The organism is Streptomyces sp. NPDC046876 (assembly GCF_040645035.1).
Taxonomy (GTDB): domain Bacteria; phylum Actinomycetota; class Actinomycetes; order Streptomycetales; family Streptomycetaceae; genus Streptomyces.
The window spans coordinates 33,334-56,151 of the sequence record NZ_JBEYXK010000038.1 but is presented as its reverse complement, the minus strand read 5'-3'; the positions used below and the strand labels follow the sequence as shown (position 1 = coordinate 56,151).

The following is a 22,818-nucleotide window of genomic DNA, read 5'->3' as shown; positions in this document are numbered from 1 at the left end:
TGCTAGTTGACGAGGCGACTCCCAACAATGCACATGACAACCGAAGGATCTTCGGTTGTGTCGTCTCGTCATCAGAGGGGAACCCCCACATGAACAAGCCTCTCGTCGGCGCGATGCTCTCGCTGCTCCTCTTAGGAGCAGCGGCAGCCCCGGCCGCGGCCTCGACCACCACCCAGGACCGCGCAGCCGCGCCCGTCGCCGTGAACTTCGCGGGGACGGTCGCGCTCAGCAACTGCTCCGGCTCCGTCGTGCGCACGCCGAACTCGCAGCCGGGCGACCCCGCCCTCGTCCTGTCCAACGGGCACTGCCTGGAGACGGGCTTCCCGGCCGCGGGCGAGGTCATCAAGGACCAGCCGTCCAGCCGCTCCTTCACCCTGCTCACCGCCTCTGGCTCGCGGGCGGGCACGCTGCGGGCGAGCAAGGTGGCGTACGCGACGATGACCGACACGGACATCTCGATCTACCAGCTCACCAAGACGTACGCCCAGATCCAGAGCCAGTACGGCATCAGCGCCCTCACCCTGAACGACGCCCACCCGGTGCAGGGCACCGCGATCAAGGTGGTCTCCGGGTACTGGAAGCGGACCTACAGCTGCAACATCGACGGGTTCGCGTACCGCCTCAAGGAGGGCGCCTGGACCTGGAAGGACTCGGTCCGCTACACCTCGTCCTGCAACACCATCGGCGGAACCTCCGGCTCCCCGGTGATCGACACGACGACCGGCAAGGTCGTCGCGGTCAACAACACGGGCAATGAGGACGGCGGCCGCTGCACGGACAACAACCCGTGCGAGGTCGACGAGAACGGCGCGGTGACGGTCCGCCAGGGCATCAACTACGCCCAGGAGACCTACCAGATCGTCCCCTGCATCACCACGGGCAACAAGATCGACCTCACCCGCCCCGACTGCACCCTCCCGAAGCCGTAACCCCTACCCCGCCCGCCCCGCCCCGCTCGCCCACCTCGCCCGCCGAGGTGCGGGCGGGCGGGGCACGGGCGGCCCTCAGCCGTCCGGGGCGGCATCCGCCGACGGGCCGTGCCGCCTACGGGCACTGCTGCGGGAGTGTGCGGCCCAAGCCGCCGATAGGCGGTCCACCAGTTCCGCAGAGGTCTGCGCGGCGAAGGAGCAGGGGAGGCGGATGTGGTCGTCGTGGGCGCCGCTCGGATCCATGGCGTCGCCCGGGATGACCTCCGCGCCGTGGCGCAGCGCCACCTGGGCGTAGACCCGGGCGTCCGTGCCCTCGGGCAGCCGGATCCACAGGACGGAGCCGCCCCGCGGTTCCTGCCAGCTCCACTGCGGAAGCCGTTCGGCAAGGAGCCGGGTCATGGTGGCGAACTGCTCGCGGCGGATGCGGGCCCGCTCGGGCGCGAGGGCCGGGAGCGCGGGGAGCAGCCGGGCGGCGAGGGCCTGGTCCAGGAGCGGGCTGCCGAGGTCGCCGAGCGCCTTGAGCCGTGCCAGGCGGGCCACGACGTCCTGGGGTGCGCGGAGCCAGCCGATCCGCAGACCGCCCCATACGGCCTTGGTCAGCGAACCCACCGTCAGCACGGTTCCCCCGGCCGAGTGCGCGGCGATCGGCGGGGGAGCCTCACCGGGGGCGAGGGCCGCCTCGTGGGCACTGTCCTCCAGGACGGGGACACCGTGTTCGGCGGCGAGCTCGGCCACCCGGCGACGGCGGCCGGCGGACATCAGGACGCCCGTGGGGTTGTGGTAGGTCGGCATGAGGTAGAGCAGCGCGGGCCGGTGTCCGGCGAGCGCGGCGGCGAGCCGGTCGATCCGGACCCCGTCGGAGTCGACCGGGACGCCGACCAACCGGGCGCCGGCGGCCCTGAAGACGTCCAGGCAGCCCGGCCACCCCGGTGATTCCACCAGGGCGGTGGACCCGCGCCCGAGGTACAGCTGGGCGCTCAGGGCGACGGCCTGCGTGGCACCGGTGGTCACCACCACCTGCTCGGGCACGGTCGGCAGTCCGTGCCGGGTGTGGTGGGCGGCGATCGCCTTCCGCAGCGCGGGCAGTCCGGCCGGGTGGTAGCCCGCCTCGCGGAGCAGCCCGGGCAGGTCCTCCCGTACCAGCTCGAGCAGGGCCCGGCCCAGATCCGGACCGCCGCCCTCGGCCGCCTGCCCCAGCGAGATGAGGTCCGGCGGTCGTGTGATCAGCCGCTGGACCACCGCGGTGGCCCGGCCCCCGCGCACCCGCCCGTCCACCGGCGCCCGGCGGCCGGCCGCCCCTCCCGACACCCGCGTGCCGCTGCCCCGGCGCGTCTCGACCAGGCCCGACCCGCGCAGTACGTCGAACGCGGCGACCACCGTCGCCCGGCTGACCGAGAGGGCGTCGGCGAGCCGCCGCTCGGACGGGAGGCGGTCGCCGGCGCGCAGGTCCCCGGACCGCACGGCCCGGCCGAACGCCTCGGTGAGCCGCCGGTACAGCGGCCCCTCGCCCGAACTCCAGTCGCCCAGCAGGTCGATCAGCCCGTCCGGCTCGGGCGCTTCACGGTTCCGGTCCACATTCCCCTCCATTGGCACGGGAGCACGGGCTCCCGTGCCGCGAGGCTAACGGCATGACCTCCACATCCACCTCACCCCTTGATCCCCGGCTGGCGGCCGTCTGCGACCTCTCCGTCCCCGCGGCGCGCGACGGCGCGGGACGCCACGAGTACGACGGAACCGTCCAGGACCTGTCCCCGGACGGCGTACGGCGCGGCCTCGCCGCGCTCGGCGGACCGGCCGGACCGGCCGGCACCGAGCCCTACGCGGACCCGCACGACGAGGCGCACGCGGCGGCCGCGGAGGAAGCCCTCCGGGTCCGCTTCGGCGAACTCGAACTGCACCGCAGCAACCCCCTGTGGCACATCGAGAACCTGGACCCGACCGGCTACGACCGCCCCTACGCACCCGGGAACGAGCGGGACGCGGCCCGTACGGCCCACCTGGGCCGGTGGCCCGACGCCGTGGACGCGGCGATCGAGTCACTGGACCGCGTCCCCGCGCCGCTGGCCGGGGCCACGCTGCCGCTCGCCCGCGGTCTGGCCGCCTGCCTCGACCCCCGGGGCGGCCCGGTCCACGCCGCCGCCGGCCGGGCACACGCCCGTTTCGTGGCCCACCTGGAGCGGGCCGCCGTCCAGGGCCCGCCGTCAGCGGCGCTCGGCGGGCCGGCCCTCGCCCGGCTCCTCGGCTCGGCCGAAGCCCGCACCGTCGACCTGGCCGCGCTGTCCGCCCGGGTGGATGCGGAACGGGACCGCCTGCGCGCCCTGCTCGACGAATCGCTGCGCCGCGTCGACCCGAGGGCCGCGCCCGCCGATACCGTACGGGCCCTGCAGGCCGACCATCCCGAAGCCGACGGCCTGCTGGGGGAGTTCGCGGCGCTCGTCGACGAGACGGTCGCCTGGACCGCCCGGCACGATCTGGTCCCGCACCACGACGTCGAGGTGGACGTCCTGCCGATGCCGGAGTCCCAGCGCCGGTCCCTGGCCGGCCTCTTCGCGTCCGCGCCCCACGAGGCCGACGCCCCCAGCGCCTTCCGCGTCTCCCTCCCGGACACCGGGTGGACGGGGGCGGAGCGCGACCAGTGGCTGTCGACGGGCTTCAACCGGACCCTGATGCCCAACATGGCCGTCCACGAGGTGGCACCCGGACACGCCAGCCACGGCAGGGCGCTGCGCCGGGCCGCGACCGACGTCCGCCGCACGCTCCACTCGGACGCCTTCATCGAGGGCTGGGCCCACTACTGCGAGGAACTGGCCCTGGAGCAGGGCTTCCGCGACGGCGACCCGCGCGTCGCGGTCGCGGTCGCCCAGGACGCGCTGCGCCGCGTCACCCGCTTCGCCTGCGCCATCGGCCTCCACACCGGAGCGATGACCCTGTCGGACGCGGCGGCCCGGTTCACCGCGGACGTCTCGCTGGCCGGGCCCGCCGCCCTGCACGAGGCCGAGCGCGGGCTGTTCGACCCCACGTACGGCCGCTACACCTGGGGCAAGTTCGCCATCCTCGACCTGCGCGAGCAGGCCATGGCCCGCTGGGGCGGCGCCTTCTCGCTCCGCCGCTTCCACGGCGCCCTGTTCGACCTCGGGGCCCCGCCCCTCGGCCTGATGCACACGGCACTGGAACGCGGATGAACTCACTCGCCGCCTTCGCCCTCGCCACGCTCGTCCTGGTGGCGGTGCCGGGACCCAACCTGATCTACATCCTCACGCGCAGCGTGCAGGACGGAGGGCGGGCCGGCATCGTCTCGGCCCTCGGAGTCGAGACCGGCACCCTCGTCCACGTCCTGGTCGCCGTCTGCGGACTGGCGGCTTTCGTCACCGACCATCCGATCGTCTTCGCCGTGTTGCGTCATGCGGGAGCCGGCTACCTCGCGTACCTCGGCGTGGGAGCGCTCCGCCGCCCGCCCTCCGCCGTGGCGGCGGGCGACGCAGACGCCCCTCCCGATCGACGCCGACCGATCCGCGTCTATCGCGATGCCGTCCTCGTCAACCTGCTCAACCCGAAGGTCGTCCTGTTCTTCCTGGCCTTCCTCCCGCAGTTCCTGCCGGCCGGCCTGACCCCCGCGGACACCCGTAGCCACATGCTCGTACTCGGCGCGGTCTTCCTGGCCATCGCCCTCGCCTTCGACCTCTGCTACGCGCTCGTCGGTGCCGCCCTCGCGGGCCGCCTGCGCGGCACCCCGCGTCGAGAGCGCCGCCTGTCATACGTGACGGGCGGCATCCACCTCGGCCTGGCCGCGCTGGTCCTCGTCTGATGCGGTCAGTGCCACACCTGGTTCAGACCGGCGTTCCACGGCTCCGTGTACGTCCTCGAGCCGTCACTGTCGAGGTAGAAGCCCTGCACCCAGTCGGCGCCCCGGTGCTGCAGCTTCCAGCCGCCCGGCGTCCAGATCTGCTCCCACTGCTGCCACCAGTTCCCGTCCTGGCAGGTCTCCAGGTAGACGAGGGTGTTGTAGGACGTCAGACACATGTTGCTCTGGTGTCCGTTCACGGTGTCGTCGGGCCGGAACGTCCAGAACCTGCCGTCCACCGACACCTCCTTCCACTGCGACCAGCCGTGGTAGGAGGTGTCACAGGCTCCCGGCCGAGCCAGCTCGTAGTTGCCGAAGACGTCGTTGCCCCAGTTGAGGCATTTGTGCGTGGCTGCGTTCTCCCAGTGAACGGTATCGCTCTGGGGCGCCGCCGATGCGGACGTCGACACCGTCAACGCGAGGGCCGGTGCGGCCAGGGCGACCGTGATCATCCGTGCGATTGCGTTCTTCAGCATGAACATGCCTTCTCCTTGGTCGGAAACACAGGGGCGGTGCAGCCATCGACCCGGAGCCGATGCCAGTCAACTGCACTACAGCCGCCGGGTGTTGGTGTGTGTGTCGAACGTAGGACAGGCCGCCGTGACGGCTGGTGTCGTGCCGCACGGTGACGGCGGCATTCCGGTGCCTGCACGCACAGCGGGCCGTGGGCCGGGCCACTCGGGCGGTTTCCAACCTTCATTCCTCAAGGGGGTTCCCACGTGACCAGCAGGACGTCAGCGGCGCACACGAAGGAAGGAGTGCCAGGACGGGGAGTGCGACGGGCCGATGACGTGCTGGCCCTGCAGCGCGCTGCCCGCAAAGGGGGATCCCACGCGGTGCTCGGCTGGCTCGCCGACCACACCCGTACGGATGCGCTGTTGGTAGACGCCTCCGGAGCGGTCATGTCCTCGGGCCGGCATCCGAGGTACGCAACCGGCAGGGCCCTTCGGCAGGCCGTCCGCTCCGGGGTGCGCGAGCTCAGCCGGCGCCGGGCGGGGGCCATGGCCCTCGACGCGGAGGCCCACACCGTCTTCCTGCATTCCCTGGAGCGCCCTTCAGAGCCCGCGCCCGCCCCCGTACTCGTGGCGGTGGCGCCGCGGCCGGGCCCGGACGGCCTGGCACCGCTGCTCGCGGACGCCGCATCCACTCTGAGCCTGTGCTGGAGGGCCGAGCACGCCGAACGATTGCGCCACCGGGCTGCCACGGCCGAAGACCGCACACGCCAAGCGGCACTGCACCTGCTGATGAACGGCCACACGGCGCCGGCGCACCGGCTCTCGACAGGGCTGCAGCCTCAACTGCCCGGGGCGATCCGCGTCTGGATCCTCGAGGGAGCACCCGGGACACGCCGTGAGCTCGCCGGCCGCGTGAGGACGAACACCCCGAACGCGTGGACCGTGCCCTGTCCGGCGAACGAAGGACACGTCATCGTCCTCGCCCCGCCCCACGACGAGCCGGCCACGGACGGATGCCGGGTGGTGGGCGTGAGCGACGCCGTGGCGCTGTCGGACGCCTCCACCGGATACGCCCAGGCCGTCCACGCCCTGGCCGCTGCGCGCCTGCGCACCGACCGCCGGGCCGCCTTCGCCTCACACCCGGACCTGATCCTCGCGATCGGCCCCGCCGTGACCGGATGGGCGGAAAGCCTCCTGGCCCCGCTGCGCGAAGCCCACAGCGCCAGACGGCCCCAGGACCCCGGCAGCAGGGAACTGCTCGCCACCGCCGCAGCCTGGCTCAGCCGCCCCTCCCAGGCCACGGCACACCTCAGCATCCACCGCAACACCCTGTCCGCACGCCTCAGGCACATCGCCCGCCAACTCGCCCTCGACCTCGACCGACTCGCCGACCGGTCGGCCCTCGCCCTCGCCCTACGCGCCCTCGACGCGCCCTGGCCCGCCGGCGGGCCCCAGCACGGCGGGCCCGCACTCCGCAGCCTGGACGACCTGCTGGACCGGCCGGCCGTCACCCGGTGGGCCCACACCCAGCTCCAGCCCCTGACCGACCCCACCCACCCCCCACACCTGGCGCAGACCCTGACCGCATGGCTCCACCACGACGCCCGCACCGAAGCCACCGCCGCCGCCCTGTCGCTGTCCCCCACAGCCGTACGCAAACGCCTGGCCCGCGCGGAAGCCCTCCTCCAACGCCCCCTCCACTCCCCACCAACCCGCCACACCCTCTGGCTCGCCCACCACGCCCTCGGCCTCAGCCCGGTGGCGCGACGTTGCTCGGCAGGCCGGTGATCAGGTCGAAGCATTCCGTCCAGGATCCGCCATGACCGGGAAGGGAAACGGAGGGGCCGTCCATGCGGAGGTTGGCCGGTTCATGAGGAACCGCACCCCGGCGCCCAGCGCGCAGAACTTGCCGATGCGCAGCTTCTCCGATCCGTAGTGGTAGAGCGCGTTGCCGGTCTCGAACGCGGTCGGGTCCTCCGGGGCGTCGTAGTAGAAGTACTCCCCGACCTCGATGGAGGGCGTGGTCACCAGCGGTCAGCAGACTACGCACGGCTGGCCGGGAAACGGGGCCGGAACGCCTCCGCTCTGCGCATGAGGCTGCGCGGATCGCCGCCGTAGCGGCCCGCACCCGGAAACGGCGGGCAGCGCGAACCGCGCCGACGGCGGCGGGTGTCACCGGGGGCCGGGACGAGGACTACACCGGGGACGACACCGAGGAAGCCCGCCCAGCAGAGCGCTGGAGGACGAAACGCAGGTCATGCCGCAGATGGCGCCCAGGGTGGGGGAGGAGGATGGCGGCCCAGGAGGAGATCTTCTTGAAGTCGTCACCCTCACCCTGCTGACCTGCGGAAATCGCCTGGATGGGGGCCCGGCCTGCGGCGATCCACCTTTCAGGATCTTTCAGCGTTCTGGCGATCGATGCGACTGATTCTCCCCGGCCGCTCCCCAGCGGGGCTTCATTCTCCCCAGCCGCTCCCCAGCCGAGGCTGCCTCCGCAGGTCGGCGGGCCACCGGCCAGGAGGCGGCCCGGGGGAGGGCGGGGTTACGCATCGTACCAACGGGCGGGGTGGGCCCTCACGGAGAGCAGGGGCAATCGATTCCGCTGTTGTGGATGTGGAATCGATTGTTCAATGTGACTCTTGCGCCTGAATCGGGCGGATGCTTTGCTGGTTCCGTACAGGAGGTAATGGGTCATGGACGACATCGACAGGGCGATCCTGCGCGAGCTCCAGGCGGATGGACGGATCCCGTACGCCGATCTCGGGCCCAAGGTCGGGCTGTCGCCCTCGGCGGCCCGCCAGCGGCTCCAGCGGCTGATCGACGCCAAGGTGGTACAGGTGGTCGGGGTCACCGACCCCATGGCCATGGGCGGCCAGACCATGGCCATGCTCGGCCTCCGCGTGGACGGCGATCCGCGCGCCGTGGCCGACGAGCTCTCGCGCCACGACGAGATCGTCTACGCAGTTCTCACCTCCGGCACCTTCGATCTCTTCGCGGAGGTCGTCTGCCGTCGTCCGCACGACCTGCTGGACTTCGTCAACGACGTCGTACGCCCCATCGAGGGCGTCGCGGCGGTGGAGAACTTCCCGTACTTCGGGATCCACACCCACCGCTTCCTCTGGGACGTCGACTGAGCACGGCCCCCCGGGGCCGGACGGCCGGCGGTGTGACCACCCCGGCCCCCGCCTGCCGCCGCCCCGCCATCCGGCCCCCCGGCCTGCAATCCCCGGGCCCGGAGCGCTCCCGCCACCCCGCGACGTCCCCCGTCCACTGCGGGCCGGCGGTGTCATCCGTGCCGCCTTCCTGCCCGCCCGCGCCCCCCGGGACGGGTCGGCTCTGCATGCGCACGGCCCCCGCAGCCGCCACTTCCCCCCGTAGGCGCGCACCCATTCCTCCCCCACCCCGAGCACCCGAGGTCCCGGCATGACGTACGACCACCAGCCCCGTTCCCGCACCGTCGACTTCTTCACCCGCCAGGCCCTGCCCGCCCCGCGCGTCACGGCCGACCAGGCGCGGCGGATCGCCGCCGAGCACTTCGGGCTCGACGTACGCGCCGAGTCGCTGGGCAGCCAGCAGGACGCCAACTTCCTCCTGATCCACGGCGACGGATCACCGACGGCTGTGCTGAAGATCGCGAACCCGGCCTTCACCGGGACCGAGATCGACGCCCAGGACGCCGCCGCCGACCTGATCGCCGACGCGCAGCCCGGGCTGCGGCTGGCGACCGTCCTGCGTGACGCCGAGGGCAACCGCAGGGCGGCCTCCGTGGGCACCGACAGCGGTCCCGTCACCGCCCGGCTGCTCCGGCACCTGCCCGGCGGGACGCTTTCGGGGCCGCGCCACCTCGCGCCCCGCACGGTCGCCGCCATGGGCCGCATCGCCGGCCAGGTCAGCACCACCCTGAGCGGCTTCCGGCACCCCGGGCTGGACCGCGTACTGCAATGGGACCCCCGCCACGCCGAGCGCGTCGTCGAACAGCTCCTGGAGCACGTCACCGAGACGGACCGGCGTACCGCCGTACGCTCCGCGGCCGCGGAGGCGTGGGCCGCGCTGCTGGAGGTCGCCGACCGGCTCCCGCGCCAGGCCGTACACCTGGACCTCACCGACGACAACCTCGTCCGTTCGCCCGACAGCCCGCTGCCCCTGCCTGACGGCATCATCGACTTCGGCGACCTCACGGACACCTGGGCGGTGTGCGAGCTCGCGATACCCCTGTCCTCGATGCTCCACCACGACGGCATGGAGCCGCACCACGTCCTGCCCGCGGTCCGCGCCTTCCACGAGACCCGCCCGCTGTCCGCCGACGAGGCGGCCGCCCTGTGGCCGCTGGTCGTGCTCCGCGCCGCGACCCTGGTGGTCAGCGGACGTCAGCAGGCCGCCGTCGACGGCGACAACGCCTACGTCAACGCCGCCCTCGACCGCGAGTGGCGCATCTTCGAACAGGCCACGGCCGTCCCGGGGGCGGTCATGACCCGCCTGATCACCGAGACCCTCGGGCCGGTCCCCACCCGGAGCCCCGCTCCCGCACCCGCCCGCCCCCTGGTGCCCGCCCTCGATCCCGCCTCCATCGCCGTCCTCGACCTGTCCGCCGAGTCCGACGCCATGGACCACGGCACCTGGCTGGACCGGACGGCCGACGACCGCCTCGCCGCCGCCCTCCTCGCCGAGGGCGCCACCGCCGTCGCCACCGCGTACGGCAGGGCCCGGCTCACCGCCGCCCCCGCCCTGTCCGCCACCTCACCGGCGACCGTCGCCACCGGCATCGACGTATGGCTGGGCGAACCCGCCGGACTGAACGCACCGCACGACGGCCGGGTACTGGCGGCGGCCCCCGGTCACCTGGCCGTCACCTGCGGCCCGTACGCCCTGCACCTCTCCTTCCCCGACACCGTCCGGCCGGCCCCCGCCGCCGACACACCGGTATGTGCCGGTGACCCGCTGGCACTCCTCCCGGCGGGCGCCCGGTTCCACGTCTCGCTCCAGGAGCAGGCCGTACCGGCTGTCCCGCCGCTGGTCCGGCCCGAGTACGCCCCCGGCTGGCTCGCCCTCACGGCCGATCCCGCCCCGCTGCTCGGCCTGCCGGTATCCGCCGCCACGCCGCAGCCGGACCTCCTCGCCCGCCGAGAGGCCGCCTTCGCGACCGTCCAGGAGCACTACTACGACAACCCGCCCCGCATGGAACGCGGTTGGCGCCACCACATGACCTCCGCCGACGCCCGGTCATACCTGGACATGGTCAACAACGTCACCCCGCTCGGCCACGCCCACCCGCGCGTCGAGCAGGCCGTCTCCCGGCAACTCCGCCGCCTCAACACCAACTCCCGCTTCCACTACTCCGCCGTCGTGGAGTTCACCGAACGCCTCGCCGCGCTCCTGCCCGACCCCCTCGACACGGTCTTCCTGGTGAACTCCGGCTCCGAGGCGGTCGACCTGGGCATCCGCCTCGCCATCGGCGCCACCGGACAGCACGACGTCGTCGCCCTCCGAGAGGCGTACCACGGCTGGACGTACGCCTCCGACGCCGTCTCCACCTCCCTCCAGGACAACCCCAACGCCCTGGCCACCCGCCCCGGTTGGGTCCACACCGTCGACTCGCCCAATTCCTACCGGGGCCGCCACCGCGGCGAACAGGCCGCCTCCTACGCCCCGGAGGCCGTCCGGGTCATCGACGACCTGGCCGCCTCCGGCCGCCCCGCCGGCGCTTTCCTCAGCGAGTCCTACTACGGAAACGCGGGCGGCGTCGCCCTCCCCGACGGCTACCTCCGGCAGGTGTACGCCGCCGTACGCAGGCACGGCGGCCTGGCCGTCGCCGACGAGATCCAGGTCGGCTACGGCCGCCTGGGCCACTGGTTCTGGGGCTTCGAACAGCAGCAGGCCGTCCCCGACATCGTGTGCGTGGCCAAGGCCATGGGCAACGGCCACCCCCTCGGCGCCGTCATCACCAGCCGCGCCATCGCCGACCGCTACCGCGACCAGGGCTACTTCTTCTCCTCCACCGGCGGCAGCCCCGTCTCCAGCATGGCCGGCCTCACTGTCCTCGACGTCCTGCGCGACGAAGACCTCCAGGGCAACGCCACCCGCACCGGCGGCCGCCTCAAGTCTGCCCTCCAGGCCCTCGCCGCCCACCACCCGATCATCGGTGCCGTCCACGGCTCCGGCCTCTACCTCGGCCTGGAACTGGTCCGCGACCGCACCACCCTGGAACCCGCCACCGAGGAGACCGCCGAGCTCTGCGACCGGATGCTGGACCTCGGCGTCATCGTCCAGCCCACCGGCGACCACCTCAACATCCTCAAGATCAAGCCCCCGCTGTGCATCGACGAGCCCGCCGTCGATTTCTTCACCCACACCCTCGACCAGGCCCTGGCCGAACTCGGGCACCGCGGAACCGCATGACCCGTCACGCCCTCCGGGGCCGCCCCCGGTGGGCGGCTCACTCATCAGACGAGACGCGGCCGGTCTGCGGCGCTGCGGATTCCTGCCAGGCAGGATCTGGCTGTTACAACCAGTCCCGCTTCTTGAAGATGACGTACAGGCTGGTGCAGACGACGGCCATGAGGAGGATCGCGAAGGGATAGCCGCACACCCAGTGGAGTTCCGGCATCACCTCGAAGTTCATGCCGTAGATCGTGCCCACCAGCCGTACTCCTCTATGCGACCGCGCCGACCATGGCCATCGTCGGCATGGCGAGGATCTCCTCGGTGCAGGTGGCCAGCCCGCGTGAGGTTTGGACCGCCAGCCGCACGAGCGCTGGCATCAGCCGTCGAGAGTACGACGACTACATGAGCGGTGCGACCCGAGCCAGTGGCCTCTCGCTAGAGGAGCCGGTTACTTTCGAGGTGCCGGTTCCTCTGGCCGCTCTCAGGGCTTCCGGCCCGTTCCATCCACCGCAGAGCTACAGGTATTTGACCGGCGAGGACCTGCAGAAGCTGGCGGCGGCCACCCCTCTCAGGAGCGAATCCCTACAAGAGGCCCTCGGCGAGCTGACGCCTGCGTAAGCCATGCACACTCAGCGGCGACACCACGTTGGTGGCGATCGACTACCTGGTGCCTCAGCAGGAGCTTGCCGTGGCCTTCGAGCCGGTGTTTCCCTGATGGCTGACTGCAGCGTGGGTCGCCCAGGAGTTGGGCGCTGTACGTAGCTGCTGCCGGTCGGATGCGGTAGAGCGCTCGTGTCGCTCTGCGTCCCAATGGCTGCTCAGGTAAGAGGCGTGGAGCTTGCGGCCTTATGGCGGGACTGCTCGACCTGCCGTCTCGGACATGATCGAACAGGTCCTCTGTCAAGCCCGTGAGAGCCTCCACGCGGACGCGGTTGCAGTCAGGCTCAGAGCCTCGGAACAGCCATCGCGAATGCGGCGAGACGGAAGGCGTTGCGGATCTGCGTCAGAGGTTCGCGGTCGCGGTTGTAGCGGAGCTTGTTGGTGAGGAGGACGGCCCAGCGGCCCTGGGCCGGGCTGATCCACATGGCCGTGCCGGTAAAGCCGTAGTGGACCCAGATGTCCTCGGCGGGGTCGGTGCCGGGGGCGGGGTGCCAGAAGAGGCCGCGGGCGGGGGTGAGGGGGCCAGTCTGGAGGCGGAGGGAGTCCTTGATCCAGGGCGCGCCGAAGGCGGCCTTGGTGGGGGCGAACATGTGGCGGAGGAAGAGGGCGAGGTCGTCGAGGACGGAGAAGGTGCCGGCGATGCCGCAGACGCCGCCGAGGAGGCGGGCGGAGAAGTCGTGGGCGGTGCCCTTGAGGTGGGTGCCGGTGGTTTCGTCGTACTCGGTGGGGGCGCAGCGGGCAGCTTCGGGGGCGGGGAGGGGGCCGAAGCGGGTGCGGGTCATGCCCAGGGGGTGCCAGACGCGGTCGGTGGCGAGCCGGTCCAGCGGCTGGCCCGAGAGGTGTTCGGCGAGGTAGCCGAGGACGAGGGCGGCCCGGTCGGTGTACTCGACGGCCTCGCCCGGTGGGCGGTGGAGGGCTTCGTGGAGGACGCCGTCGCGGATGTCCTGGGGGTCGGTGCCATAGAGGTTCTTCAGGTTTGCGCGCAGGGGCAGGCCCGCGGTGTGGGTCAGGAGGTGGTGGGCCGTGGCCCGGGCCAGGGGGTGGCCGACGACCTCGTCCCAGAAGGTGCCCAGAGGGGCGTGGAGGTCGAGTTTGCCCTTTTCGGAGAGCGTGCCGATCGTGGACCAGACGGCGAGGATCTTGGTGAGGCTGGCTACGTCGAAGACGGTGTCCAGCTGCATGGGCTCGTCGGGCCGGTCGGGGTCGAGGAGGCCGACGGCTCCGCTCGCGCGGATGCCGTCGGCGTCCCCGACAGCCCACACCGCGCCGGGGTAGACCTCCTCGCGCACGCCGGTCTGGAGGAGGTCTTCGATACGGGCGGTGGAGGGCGTGGTCATGGTCTCCCGATCGTCGTACGGCCGCGGGTGGTCCGCTGGCCAGCCTAGTGACGTGCCCGGGGTCGGCCCGACTGCGCCACGGGTGGTGTCAGGTGAGCCGTCGGCCGAGTTCGGTTATGGCCGAGGCGGTGGCGCTGAGGGGGAAGCGGGCGGCGTTGGTACGGCCGGCCGCGCGGAGCAGTTCGAGCAGGCCCGGTGTGGTGCGGAGGCGGTTGAGGTCGTGGGCCGCGGTGGCCGGGGTGGTGAAGTCGGTGGCCATGCCGGTGCCGGCGAGGGCCTCGGTGAGGCCGGGGACGGGTTGGTAGAGGACGGGGAGGCCACAGGCCTGGGCTTCGAGGGCGACGAGGCCCATGGCCTCCAGGGTGGTGGAGGGCACGGCCAGGACGTCGTGGTCGGCGAAGACCCTCCACAGCTGCCGTCGGCGGAACCAGCCGAGGTAGCGGACGTGGACGCCGTGCTGGCGGATGACCGGTACGAGGTCCTGGAACTGGGACCGGGGCGCGGCGACGCTCAGTTCGAAGGAGGGTGTGGCCGCGACGGCTTGGAGGAGGGGTTCGATCCCTTCTCGGAGCTCACGCGGCCTGCGAAGAGGACGCGCAGGTGGTTGGTGCGGCGTCGTGCGGGGCGGGGTGGGGGAGCGGTCAGGAGCTATACCGTTCGCGGAGTCTGCTGCCGAGCACCGGCACCCGTTCCCCGTACGTGCCCTTCGCGATGTGCCCGTTGTGTGCCCAGACCATGACGCGCGCCTGGGGGTCGTCGTCCACGAGCCGTGCGACGGCCTCGGCCATGTAGCGGTCACGCGCGGCGAGCACGCCGTCCTCGCCGGCCGAGGCTTCGAAGGGCCGGGTCACCAGGTCGGCGGCGCGGACCAGGATCCGCGCGTGTTGCAAGGCCTCGTCGGCGTCGTCGCCGGGACCCGACCGTTCCACGTGGTCCGCGACGAGGCGGGCGATTTCCTCGGCGCGCCGCACCAGGGCCTTGTCCGGGTCCGGAAGCGAGGCTGGGCGGGCCCGGGCCAGTACGTCCAAGGCGCGGACCTGCCCCGCCTGATCGGGCGCCGTCCGGCGCAGAAGGGCGGAAACGGCCTCGATCGAGTCGGCGCAGAGCTGGGGGTCGATTCCCGCGAAGCGGATCCGGCGCTCTTCGGGCAGGGTGCGGTTGTGGGTGCGCAGCCACTTGACGAGGTCGACCATCTCGCGGGTGCGCCAGGTCCAGAAGCCCAGCCGGGCGACGAGCCGTATGGGGTCGCCAGTGCCGTACCGGACATACGCGTCGAGCGCGCGGGCGGCGGATTGGCTGGCCTCCATGGCGAGGGTGGTGAACCCCTCCTCGCGGACCAGGAACTCCAGGATGCGGTGCTTCAGCCGGAAGAACGTCCGGCACCGTCTTGCCTCTCCTCCCCACGTGCGGAAGGGCGGCACGTGGACGTGCCCCGTTCTCTCGCACCCGTTCATGGGTCAGTTCGTCGCCTTCCGGCAGGCCGCGAGGATCTCCTGGAGGTCCCGTACGGCGCCCTGTCGGCCATGCTCGGAATACACTCCCGCGACGTTGACGACAACTTCCTCCACCCCCGCCCGTTCGCATTCGGCCAGCTGGGCGGCGATGTTCCGGGGCGTGCGGCTTTCCTCGGCCCTTTGGTTACCGCTGTGCGTGGTTGCGGACAGTGGCCGTCCGCAATGGGCGTTACGTTGACTTCATGGCTTCCAGGATCTCCAGGGCGACGCATCCCGTACTTGATGTCCGGTCGTTGAACCGGGCCACGCTTGCTCGGCAGTTGTTGCTGGGGCGCGCTGAGATGTCCGCCTCGGATGCCGTTGAGCATCTGCTCGGGCTGCAGGCGCAGAACGTGAAGCCGCCGTACTTCCAGCTGCACGCGCGGCTTGCCGGGTTTCGGCCCGCCGAGCTCGCCGGGCTGATGGAGTCGCGCCGGGTGGTCCGGATGGTCACCATGCGCTCCACCCTGCACACCCACACCGCCCGCGACGCGTTCACCCTGCGGTCGCTCGTCCAGGGGGCCCGGGACCGGGAGGTCGGCCACTTCCGCAAGGGGCTCGTGGGGGTGGAGCTCGATCGGCTCGCCGAGCGGGCCCGCGCGTTCGTCGAGGCGGAGCCGCGCACCATGGCCGAGATCCGTGCGGAGCTGCAACGGGAGTGGCCCGGCGCCGACCCGCAGGCCCTGTCCGTCGCCGCGCGCTGCCTGCTGCCGCTCGTGCAGGTGACGCCGCGCGGGGTGTGGGGGCGCAGCGGGCAAGTGCGGTTGACCACCCTGGAGGCATGGGTTCCGGACGCGGCTGAGGACGGGGAGTCGGGCGCGCGGGTGGACGGGCTCGTGTTGCGGTATCTCGGGGCCTTCGGGCCTGCCTCGGTGAAGGACATGCAGGTCTGGGCCGGGCTCACCCGGCTGCGGGAGGCCTTCGAGCGGCTGCGGCCGCAGTTGGCCGTCTTCCGAGGGGGGAATGGCGTCGAGCTGTTCGATCTGCCCGACGCGCCCCGGCCCGACGCGGACACGCCGGCACCGCCCCGTTTCCTGCCTGAGTTCGACAACCTCCTGCTGTCGCATGCCGACCGGACCCGTGTGGTCCCGGCCGAGCTCAAAGGGCGGGCCTGGTCCGGGAACCAGGCGTACTGCACCCTCCTCGTGGACGGGTTCCTCGGCGGGCTGTGGCGGTTGGGGGAGGACGGGGTGCTCACCGTGGAGCTCTTCGGACCTGTCACGGACGCCGTGAAGGAGCTCGTCGTCGACGAGGGGGAGCGGTTGATCGCCGGGATGGCAGCCGAAGGCAGGGGTTCCGTGCGCTTCGGGTCAATCCACGGCTGACGCCGCTCTGGTGGGGCGTACGCGGCGCACGGCACCATGCCTCCCATGACGGAGAACAGCGCCACCGACACCTTCCTGGACGCCCGCGACTTCCTGCTCGCGCACGGCCGGGACTACGACGCCGCCCGCGCCGGCTTCACCTGGCCCCGCCCCGAGCGCTTCAACTGGGCGCTCGACTGGTTCGACCGCCTTGCCGACCGCTCCCCCCGCACCGCCGAGGCGCTGCGCATCGTCGAGGAGGACGGCAGCAGCGAGGGCGTCTCCTTCGCCAACCTCGCCGCCCGGTCGGGGTCGGCCGCCAACTGGCTGCGCGCCCAGGGCGTCGCGGCGGGCGACCGGATCCTGGTGATGCTCGGCAACCAGCGCGAGCTGTGGGAGGTGATGCTCGCCGCGATCAAGCTGCGGGCCGTGGTCATCCCCGCCACCCCGCTGCTCGGCCCCGCCGACCTGCGCGACCGCGTCGAACGGGGCCGGGTGCGGCACGTCATCGCCCGCACCGAGGACACCGCCAAGTTCGCCGAGGTGCCCGGCACCTATACGCGGATCGCCGCGGGGGCCGACGTACCCACCGGCTGGCGGCGGCTCGCCGACCTGTACGAGGCCGACCCCGCCTTCACCCCGGACGGCGAGACCCTCGCCACCGACCCGCTGATGCTGTACTTCACCTCCGGCACCACCGCCCGCCCCAAGCTCGTCGAGCACACGCACGCCTCGTACCCCATCGGGCACCTCTCCACCATGTACTGGCTCGGGCTGCGCCCCGGCGACGTCCACCTCAACATCGCCTCGCCCGGCTGGGCCAAGCACGCCTGGTCCAACCTCTTCGCGCCGTGGAACGCCGGGGCCACCGTCTTCGTGTACAACTACACCCGCTTCGACGCCGAGCGGCTGATGGCCGAGATGGACCGGCACGGCGTGACCACCTTCTGCGCCCCGCCCACCGTGTGGCGGATGCTGATCCAGTCCGACCTGGGCAAGCTCCAGGCCCCGCCGCGCGAGTGCGTCGCCGCCGGCGAGCCGCTCAACCCGGAGGTCATCGAGAAGGTGCGCGAGGCCTGGGGCGTCACCATCCGCGACGGCTTCGGCCAGACCGAGACCACCCTCCAGGTCGGGAACTTCCCCGGGGCCGCGGTGAAGCCCGGCTCCATGGGGCGGCCCGCGCCCGGGTACGAGATCGTGCTGCTCGACCCGGTCACGGGCAAGGTCTCCCCGGACGAGGGCGAGCTGTGCGTGGACCTCGGTCCGCGGCCCGCCGGGGTGATGACCGGCTACCGGGACGACGAGGAGCGCACCGCCGAGGCGATGGCCGACGGGCTGTACCGCACCGGGGACATCGCCTCGCGCGATGCCGACGGCTACCTCACGTACGTGGGTCGGGCCGACGACGTGTTCAAGGCCTCGGACTACAAGATCAGCCCGTTCGAGCTGGAGAGCGCGCTGCTGGAGCACGAGGCGGTCGCGGAGGCCGCGGTCGTGCCCGCGCCGGATCCGCTGCGGCTGGCGGTGCCGAAGGCGTACGTGGCGCTCGCGGCGGGCTGGGAACCCGGGCCGGAGACGGCCCGGGCGCTGTTCGCGCACTCCCGGGCGGTGCTGTCCCCGTACAAGCGGATCCGGCGGATCGAGTTCGCGGAGCTGCCTAAGACGGTGTCCGGGAAGATCCGCCGGGTGGAGCTGAGGGAGCTGACCGAGGCAGGCTCGGGGGCGGAGTACGACGAGGCCGAGCTGGGCTGAGCGTCCGGCCGCGGCCGCGCGGGGGCGGGCTGACTGCACGGTCCCCGCCGGGGCGGGCTGACTGCGCGGTCAGCCCGCCCCGCATGCATGTGCCCGTCAGGCGGGCAGGAGCGCCTCGATCGCGGCGATGACCTCGGGGGCCTCGGGCTCGGTCCGCGGACGGAAGCGGGCGACGACCTCGCCGGCGGGGGAGATCAGGAACTTCTCGAAGTTCCACTGGATGTCGCCGGCCTCGCCGTCCGCGTCCGGGGTCTTGACCAGCTCGCGGTAGAGCGGGTGCCGGTTCTCGCCGTTGACCTCGGACTTCTCCAGCATCGGGAACGTCACGCCGAAGCCGGCCGCGCAGAACGTCTGGATGTCCTCGGCGGTGCCGGGCTCCTGCCCGCCGAACTGGTTGCACGGCACACCGATGACGGTGAAGCCCTTCGCCTCGTACGCGAACTGCAGCCGGGCGAGCCCCGAGTACTGCGGGGTGAGCCCGCACTGCGAGGCGGTGTTCACCAGCAGGATCACCTTGCCCTTGTGGGCCGCGAGGCTCGTGGGCTCGTCGGACAGGGTGGTCAGCGGGATGTCGTACAGGCTCATCGGGCTCTCCTCGGCAGAAAGGGCAGGCCGCGCAGGCTGCAACCAGCGGCTATCGCCTCCGAAGCCTACGTCCTGCCCGAACGGAACCGAACGGGACCCGACCCCGGGCCGGCGCCGGGCCGGCGGCGGCCGGGCGGTCGTCTACGCGCCCGTGTCGAGGAGGGCGTCCGCCGGGTCGTTCAGGGGTTGGGGCATGCCCGTGAGGTCCATGACGAACAGTGGTATGCCGAGGTCGTCCGCGCGGGAGCGGGCCTCCTGGGTGTAGCCCGCGAGGGCGAAGTAGACGCTCGTCGCCGAGGCCGTGAGGCCGTTCAGCCAGACGCACTCCACCGCGCGGAGCCCGGCCGGGGCCGTGGTGGGGTCCACCTGGGCGACGAGGCCGGGGGCCCGCAGGTCCACCGCCGCCGAGGGGATGGGTCGGCCGTCGGGTTGGCGGACGTCCTGGAAGCCGAGCCACCGCAGGTACAGCGCGGCTGTGGCCACGGCGTCGCGGGCCGTGCGGATGGTGACGGGGCGGAAGGCCGGCCGGAGGGCAGGGGTGGCGGTGTTCCCTGAGGCTGCGGTGTCCGCGGATGCTGCCGAGGCCCCAGAGGCTGCCGTGTCCCCGGGGGCTGCCGAGGCCCCGGAGTTTGTCGTGGTCCCGGAGGCTGTCGTGTCCCCGGGGTGCGCGGGTGCCGGGTCGGGTGCGGCGGACTCCGGCGCGGGTGCCGGGGGCTGAGGGGCCTCCGAGGTGGGGGCCGCACCCGTGCCCGGATCCGCCGGAGCCACCGGGTGGACCGGGATCCGCACCACCGTCCCGCACGAGCCGCAGCCCAGCTCCGGATGCGGCCACTCGCTCACCTCCCCGCACGCCCCGCACCGCACCGCCACCCACGCGTCCGACCAGGTGCGGTGCGTCAGCGGCACGGGCGGCGCCGTCAGGTCCAGCGGCAGCGCGGCCGGGCTGCCGCAGGAGCAGGGGAAGACCGGGGCGGTGTAGCCGTTCTCCCGCAGGCACGCCGGGCAGCGCACCGGTACCGCATCCGCCATCAGAGCTCGACCCCCTCGTCGCTGTGCGTGGGTCCATGCTCCACCACCTGCGACCGCCGGGGCGACCGAGCCCGCGATTTTCGGCCCGGTCCCGGTCTTTCGTACAAGTCGCTTGAGCGAGACGCGGCTTTTGGTGCGTTCCGGGGTGTCCCACCGCCTTGACGTGCGAGGACTCGGCCTTTAGCTTGTTCCGTATAGCAGAACAAAACTTCCGGATTACGGAAACAGTCTGACGCCAGACCTGCAGGAGACCTCGATGCCTCGTATGACAGCCGCAGCCGCCGCCGTTGAGATCCTCAAGCGCGAGGGTGTTTCGCAAGCGTTCGGCGTGCCCGGCGCTGCGATCAACCCGTTCTACCGAGAGCTCAAGAACGTGGGCGGCATCAACCACACCCTCGCCCGTCACGTCGAGGGCGCCTCGCACATGGCCGAGGGCTACACCCGTGCCCAGGCGGGCAACATCGGTGTCTGCATCGGTACGTCCGGCCCCGCCGGCACCGACATGATCACCGGCCTGTACTCCGCGATCGCCGACTCGATCCCGATCCTGTGCATCACCGGCCAGGCCCCGGTCTCGAAGCTCCACAAGGAGGACTTCCAGGCCGTCGACATCGCCACGATCGCCAAGCCGGTCACCAAGGCGGCCACGACCGTTCTGGAGGCCGCGCAGGTTCCCGGCGTCTTCCAGCAGGCCTTCCACCTGATGCGCTCCGGCCGTCCCGGCCCGGTCCTCATCGACCTGCCGATCGACGTCCAGCTGACCGAGATCGAGTTCGACCCCGAGACGTACGAGCCGCTGCCGGTCTACAAGCCGTCCGCGAGCCGCGCCCAGGCCGAGAAGGCCCTGAGCTTCCTGCTGGAGTCGGAGCGCCCGCTGATCGTCGCCGGCGGCGGCATCATCAACGCCGACGCCTCCGACCTGCTGGTCGAGTTCGCCGAGCTCACGGGCATCCCGGTCATCTCCACCCTCATGGGCTGGGGCACCATCCCGGACGACCACGAGCTGGCAGCCGGCATGGTCGGCGTCCAGACCGCGCACCGCTACGGCAACGCGACGTTCCTCGAGTCGGACTTCGTCCTCGGCATCGGCAACCGCTGGGCCAACCGTCACACGGGCTACAACCTGGACGCGTACACCAAGGGCCGCAAGTTCGTCCACGTCGACATCGAGCCCACCCAGCTCGGCAAGATCTTCGCCCCCGACTACGGCATCGCCTCCGACGCCAAGGTCGCCCTGGAGCTCTTCATCGAGATCGCCAAGGAGCTCAAGGCCGCGGGCAAGCTGCCGGACTTCTCCGCCTGGGCCGCCTCCGCGCAGGAGCGCAAGGCCACCCTGCAGCGCCGTACGCACTTCGAGAACATCCCGATGAAGCCGCAGCGCGTCTACGAGGAGATGAACAAGGCGTTCGGCCCGGAGACCCGCTACGTCACCACCATCGGCCTCTCCCAGATCGCCGCCGCGCAGTTCCTGCACGTCTACAAGCCGCGCCACTGGGTCAACTGCGGCCAGGCCGGCCCGCTCGGCTGGACCATCCCGGCCGCCATCGGTGCCGCCACCGCGCAGCCGGACGTCCCGGTCGTCGCCCTGTCCGGCGACTACGACTTCCAGTTCATGATCGAGGAGCTGGCGGTCGCCGCCCAGCACAAGGTCCCCTACGTCCACGTCCTCGTGAACAACGCCTACCTCGGCCTGATCCGCCAGGCGCAGGGCGGCCTCGGCATCAACTTCGAGGTCAACCTCGAGTTCGAGAACATCAACACCCCGGAGATCGGCGTCTACGGCGTCGACCACGTCAAGGTCGCCGAGGGCCTGGGCGTCAAGGCCATCCGCGTCACCGACCCGGAGAAGCTGGGCGAGGCCTTCGAAGAGGCCAAGAAGCTGGCGCAGGAGTTCCAGGTCCCGGTCGTCGTCGAGGCCATCCTGGAGCGCGTCACCAACATCGCCATGAGCAAGACGGTCGACATGAGCGACGTCACCGAGTTCGAGGAGCTCGCCACCCAGCCGGGCCACGCCCCGACCGCGATCAAGGCCCTGAAGGTCTGACCCGCGGGTCCGAAGACCGGGCCGGCCCGGCAGCCCTGACATCGCCGGACCGGCTCATACGACGGCCCCCGTCCCTCCGCACGAACGGAGGGACGGGGGCCGTTCGCGTCAGGGGCCTTCCGCGGCCGGGCCTTCCGCGGGCGGGGTGGCCGGCCCCTGTGCCCCCTGTGCCCGCTGCGGCTTGATCGCGGACGCACCCGGATGCAGTCCGGCCGATGCGGCTAACGGCACTCCGCCGCAAGACCGCTGATCAGGACCTCGATGCCGAGCGCGAGGCGGCTCGCGGCCGGGCCGGAGGCCAGCTCCGCCGTGCTGGAGGCGAGGTGCGGATGGCGCGCCGGGTCGAGTCCGGCGAGCCGCTCCTCGAGGGAGGCCCGGGCATGGCGGTGCTCCAGGGCGCCCTGCAGGGCGCCGGCGCCGTCCCCGGCCTCCGGGGCCGCGACGGAGACCTCGTAGGTCACCGCGCCGATGTGAAGGGCGATCAGGTCGCAGCCCCACGCGGCCCGTTGCCGGTCGATCCCGCCCGCCAGCAGCAGCCCGAGGATCCGGTCGAAGAGGTCGAGCCAGGCCGGGCCGGCCGGGATCGAGCCGAGCGAGACCCGGCCGATGCCCGGGTGGGCGTTGAGGGCGTGGATCACATCGGTGATCAGGCCCGCCAGGACCTCGCGCCAGTTGCCGGGCGGATCGGCGGGCAGTTCCGGCAGCGGTACGGTCGCCACCACCGCGTCGAGCATCAGCCGCAGCAGCTCCTCGCGCTGGGCGACGTAGACGTACAAGGACGCGGGGCCGGTGTCCAGTTCGGCCGCCACCTTGCGCATGGTCACCGCGTCCAGGCCCTCGCGGCGCAGGACCCGAAGGCCCGCGTCCACCACGGCCCGTTCGCTGAGCGCGGGCTTCGCGGGGCGGGTGCGGGTGCTGGGGCGGCGGGGAGGCGGCGTCGGCATGGCACCAGGCTAGCACTTGACAGCGAACGGTGTTCGTAGCGAACGTTGTTCGTGACGAACGGCG

16 protein-coding genes and 3 pseudogenes are annotated in these 22,818 nt (G+C 72.2%); 9 read left to right on the top strand and 10 right to left on the bottom strand.

All coding sequences use genetic code 11. The features are described from left to right. Positions 1-89: 89 nt before the first annotated feature. A complete protein-coding gene (locus ABZ924_RS21020; RefSeq protein ID WP_361911706.1) occupies positions 90-929 on the top strand; it encodes a serine protease in 840 nt (279 codons plus the stop codon). A gap of 75 nt (positions 930-1,004) precedes the next feature. On the opposite strand, the gene ABZ924_RS21015 is transcribed toward ABZ924_RS21020, so the two are convergent. Then, complete coding sequence (locus ABZ924_RS21015; protein ID WP_361911703.1) at positions 1,005-2,504, bottom strand: PLP-dependent aminotransferase family protein; 1,500 nt, start codon at positions 2,502-2,504, stop codon at positions 1,005-1,007. A gap of 53 nt (positions 2,505-2,557) precedes the next feature. Here ABZ924_RS21015 and ABZ924_RS21010 point away from each other — a divergent pair, with 53 nt between their 5' ends. Next, positions 2,558-4,111, top strand: coding sequence for a DUF885 family protein (locus ABZ924_RS21010; RefSeq protein WP_361911700.1), 1,554 nt, complete (start codon positions 2,558-2,560; stop codon positions 4,109-4,111). After that, the gene (locus ABZ924_RS21005) at positions 4,108-4,734 is read left to right on the top strand and encodes a LysE family translocator (protein WP_361911697.1); all 627 of its coding nucleotides are present in this window, start codon (positions 4,108-4,110) and stop codon (positions 4,732-4,734) included. Before ABZ924_RS21010 ends, ABZ924_RS21005 begins: the two co-directional genes overlap by 4 nt. 5 nt (positions 4,735-4,739) lie before the next feature. Here ABZ924_RS21005 and ABZ924_RS21000 read toward each other — a convergent pair whose 3' ends face one another. After that, positions 4,740-5,246, bottom strand: a complete 507-nt coding sequence (locus ABZ924_RS21000; RefSeq protein WP_361911694.1) for a hypothetical protein — start codon at positions 5,244-5,246, stop codon at positions 4,740-4,742. Between the two features lie 426 nt (positions 5,247-5,672). Here ABZ924_RS21000 and ABZ924_RS20995 point away from each other — a divergent pair, with 426 nt between their 5' ends. Then, the gene (locus tag ABZ924_RS20995) at positions 5,673-7,013 is read left to right on the top strand and encodes a helix-turn-helix domain-containing protein (RefSeq protein WP_361911729.1); all 1,341 of its coding nucleotides are present in this window, start codon (positions 5,673-5,675) and stop codon (positions 7,011-7,013) included. On the opposite strand, the pseudogene ABZ924_RS20990 reads toward ABZ924_RS20995, so the two are convergent. Next, positions 7,000-7,256: pseudogene (locus ABZ924_RS20990) on the bottom strand (antibiotic acetyltransferase); the annotation flags it as partial. The gene ABZ924_RS20995 and the pseudogene ABZ924_RS20990 sit on opposite strands and share 14 nt — an antisense overlap. Positions 7,257-7,918: 662 nt before the next feature. Here ABZ924_RS20990 and ABZ924_RS20985 point away from each other — a divergent pair. Together ABZ924_RS20985 and ABZ924_RS20980 are read left to right on the top strand one after the other, a co-directional pair. Next, positions 7,919-8,359, top strand: a complete 441-nt coding sequence (locus ABZ924_RS20985; protein ID WP_361911691.1) for an Lrp/AsnC family transcriptional regulator — start codon at positions 7,919-7,921, stop codon at positions 8,357-8,359. Positions 8,360-8,648: 289 nt separating this feature from the next. Beyond that, complete coding sequence (locus ABZ924_RS20980; protein WP_361911689.1) at positions 8,649-11,621, top strand: aminotransferase; 2,973 nt, start codon at positions 8,649-8,651, stop codon at positions 11,619-11,621. Positions 11,622-11,724: 103 nt separating this feature from the next. Here the strand turns inward: ABZ924_RS20980 and ABZ924_RS20975 are convergent. From ABZ924_RS20975 to ABZ924_RS20960, 4 genes and pseudogenes are all read right to left on the bottom strand, one after another. Next, positions 11,725-11,865, bottom strand: a pseudogene (locus ABZ924_RS20975) (CorA family divalent cation transporter); the annotation flags it as partial. A 685-nt stretch (positions 11,866-12,550) separates the two neighbouring features. Continuing rightward, positions 12,551-13,603, bottom strand: coding sequence for a serine hydrolase domain-containing protein (locus ABZ924_RS20970; RefSeq protein ID WP_361911686.1), 1,053 nt, complete (start codon positions 13,601-13,603; stop codon positions 12,551-12,553). An 88-nt stretch (positions 13,604-13,691) separates the two neighbouring features. After that, a pseudogene (locus ABZ924_RS20965) lies at positions 13,692-14,251 on the bottom strand (glycosyltransferase family 4 protein); the annotation flags it as partial. Further along, entirely contained in the window at positions 14,245-14,910 is a 666-nt protein-coding gene (locus ABZ924_RS20960) for an erythromycin esterase family protein (RefSeq protein WP_361911726.1), read from the bottom strand. The gene ABZ924_RS20960 and the pseudogene ABZ924_RS20965, both read right to left, overlap by 7 nt. Positions 14,911-15,299: 389 nt before the next feature. Between ABZ924_RS20960 and ABZ924_RS20955 the strand changes: the two genes are divergently transcribed. Together ABZ924_RS20955 and ABZ924_RS20950 are read left to right on the top strand one after the other, a co-directional pair. Beyond that, entirely contained in the window at positions 15,300-16,421 is a 1,122-nt protein-coding gene (locus ABZ924_RS20955) for a winged helix DNA-binding domain-containing protein (protein WP_361911723.1), read from the top strand. 45 nt (positions 16,422-16,466) lie between these two features. Beyond that, positions 16,467-18,152, top strand: a complete 1,686-nt coding sequence (locus ABZ924_RS20950; protein WP_361911683.1) for an AMP-binding protein — start codon at positions 16,467-16,469, stop codon at positions 18,150-18,152. Between the two features lie 96 nt (positions 18,153-18,248). On the opposite strand, the gene ABZ924_RS20945 is transcribed toward ABZ924_RS20950, so the two are convergent. Both ABZ924_RS20945 and ABZ924_RS20940 read right to left on the bottom strand, forming a co-directional pair. Next, a complete protein-coding gene (locus ABZ924_RS20945; RefSeq protein ID WP_361911680.1) occupies positions 18,249-18,737 on the bottom strand; it encodes a glutathione peroxidase in 489 nt (162 codons plus the stop codon). A gap of 141 nt (positions 18,738-18,878) precedes the next feature. Continuing rightward, on the bottom strand, positions 18,879-19,766 hold the full coding sequence (locus ABZ924_RS20940) for a hypothetical protein (RefSeq protein ID WP_361911677.1): 888 nt from the start codon (positions 19,764-19,766) through the stop codon (positions 18,879-18,881). A 256-nt stretch (positions 19,767-20,022) separates the two neighbouring features. Between ABZ924_RS20940 and gcl the strand changes: the two genes are divergently transcribed. Continuing rightward, on the top strand, positions 20,023-21,810 hold the full coding sequence (gene gcl / locus ABZ924_RS20935) for a glyoxylate carboligase (RefSeq protein ID WP_361911674.1): 1,788 nt from the start codon (positions 20,023-20,025) through the stop codon (positions 21,808-21,810). A 221-nt stretch (positions 21,811-22,031) separates the two neighbouring features. On the opposite strand, the gene ABZ924_RS20930 is transcribed toward gcl, so the two are convergent. After that, a complete protein-coding gene (locus ABZ924_RS20930; RefSeq protein WP_361911671.1) occupies positions 22,032-22,754 on the bottom strand; it encodes a TetR/AcrR family transcriptional regulator in 723 nt (240 codons plus the stop codon). Positions 22,755-22,818: the final 64 nt, after the last annotated feature.

Excerpts from the sequence above, each read along its gene's own strand:
- ABZ924_RS20930 (WP_361911671.1), bottom strand. The coding sequence starts at position 22,754 with ATGCCGACGCCGCCTCCCCGCCGCCCCAGCACCCGCACCCGCCCCGCG.
- ABZ924_RS21020 (WP_361911706.1), top strand. The coding sequence starts at position 90 with ATGAACAAGCCTCTCGTCGGCGCGATGCTCTCGCTGCTCCTCTTAGGA.
- ABZ924_RS20940 (WP_361911677.1), bottom strand. The coding sequence starts at position 19,766 with ATGGCGGATGCGGTACCGGTGCGCTGCCCGGCGTGCCTGCGGGAGAAC.
- ABZ924_RS20960 (WP_361911726.1), bottom strand. The coding sequence starts at position 14,910 with ATGGAGGCCAGCCAATCCGCCGCCCGCGCGCTCGACGCGTATGTCCGG.
- ABZ924_RS20950 (WP_361911683.1), top strand. The coding sequence starts at position 16,467 with ATGACGGAGAACAGCGCCACCGACACCTTCCTGGACGCCCGCGACTTC.
- ABZ924_RS20945 (WP_361911680.1), bottom strand. The coding sequence starts at position 18,737 with ATGAGCCTGTACGACATCCCGCTGACCACCCTGTCCGACGAGCCCACG.
- ABZ924_RS20995 (WP_361911729.1), top strand. The coding sequence starts at position 5,673 with ATGTCCTCGGGCCGGCATCCGAGGTACGCAACCGGCAGGGCCCTTCGG.
- ABZ924_RS20955 (WP_361911723.1), top strand. The coding sequence starts at position 15,300 with ATGGCTTCCAGGATCTCCAGGGCGACGCATCCCGTACTTGATGTCCGG.
- ABZ924_RS21000 (WP_361911694.1), bottom strand. The coding sequence starts at position 5,246 with ATGCTGAAGAACGCAATCGCACGGATGATCACGGTCGCCCTGGCCGCA.
- ABZ924_RS21005 (WP_361911697.1), top strand. The coding sequence starts at position 4,108 with ATGAACTCACTCGCCGCCTTCGCCCTCGCCACGCTCGTCCTGGTGGCG.
- gcl (WP_361911674.1), top strand. The coding sequence starts at position 20,023 with ATGCCTCGTATGACAGCCGCAGCCGCCGCCGTTGAGATCCTCAAGCGC.
- ABZ924_RS20985 (WP_361911691.1), top strand. The coding sequence starts at position 7,919 with ATGGACGACATCGACAGGGCGATCCTGCGCGAGCTCCAGGCGGATGGA.
- ABZ924_RS20980 (WP_361911689.1), top strand. The coding sequence starts at position 8,649 with ATGACGTACGACCACCAGCCCCGTTCCCGCACCGTCGACTTCTTCACC.
- ABZ924_RS21010 (WP_361911700.1), top strand. The coding sequence starts at position 2,558 with ATGACCTCCACATCCACCTCACCCCTTGATCCCCGGCTGGCGGCCGTC.
- ABZ924_RS20970 (WP_361911686.1), bottom strand. The coding sequence starts at position 13,603 with ATGACCACGCCCTCCACCGCCCGTATCGAAGACCTCCTCCAGACCGGC.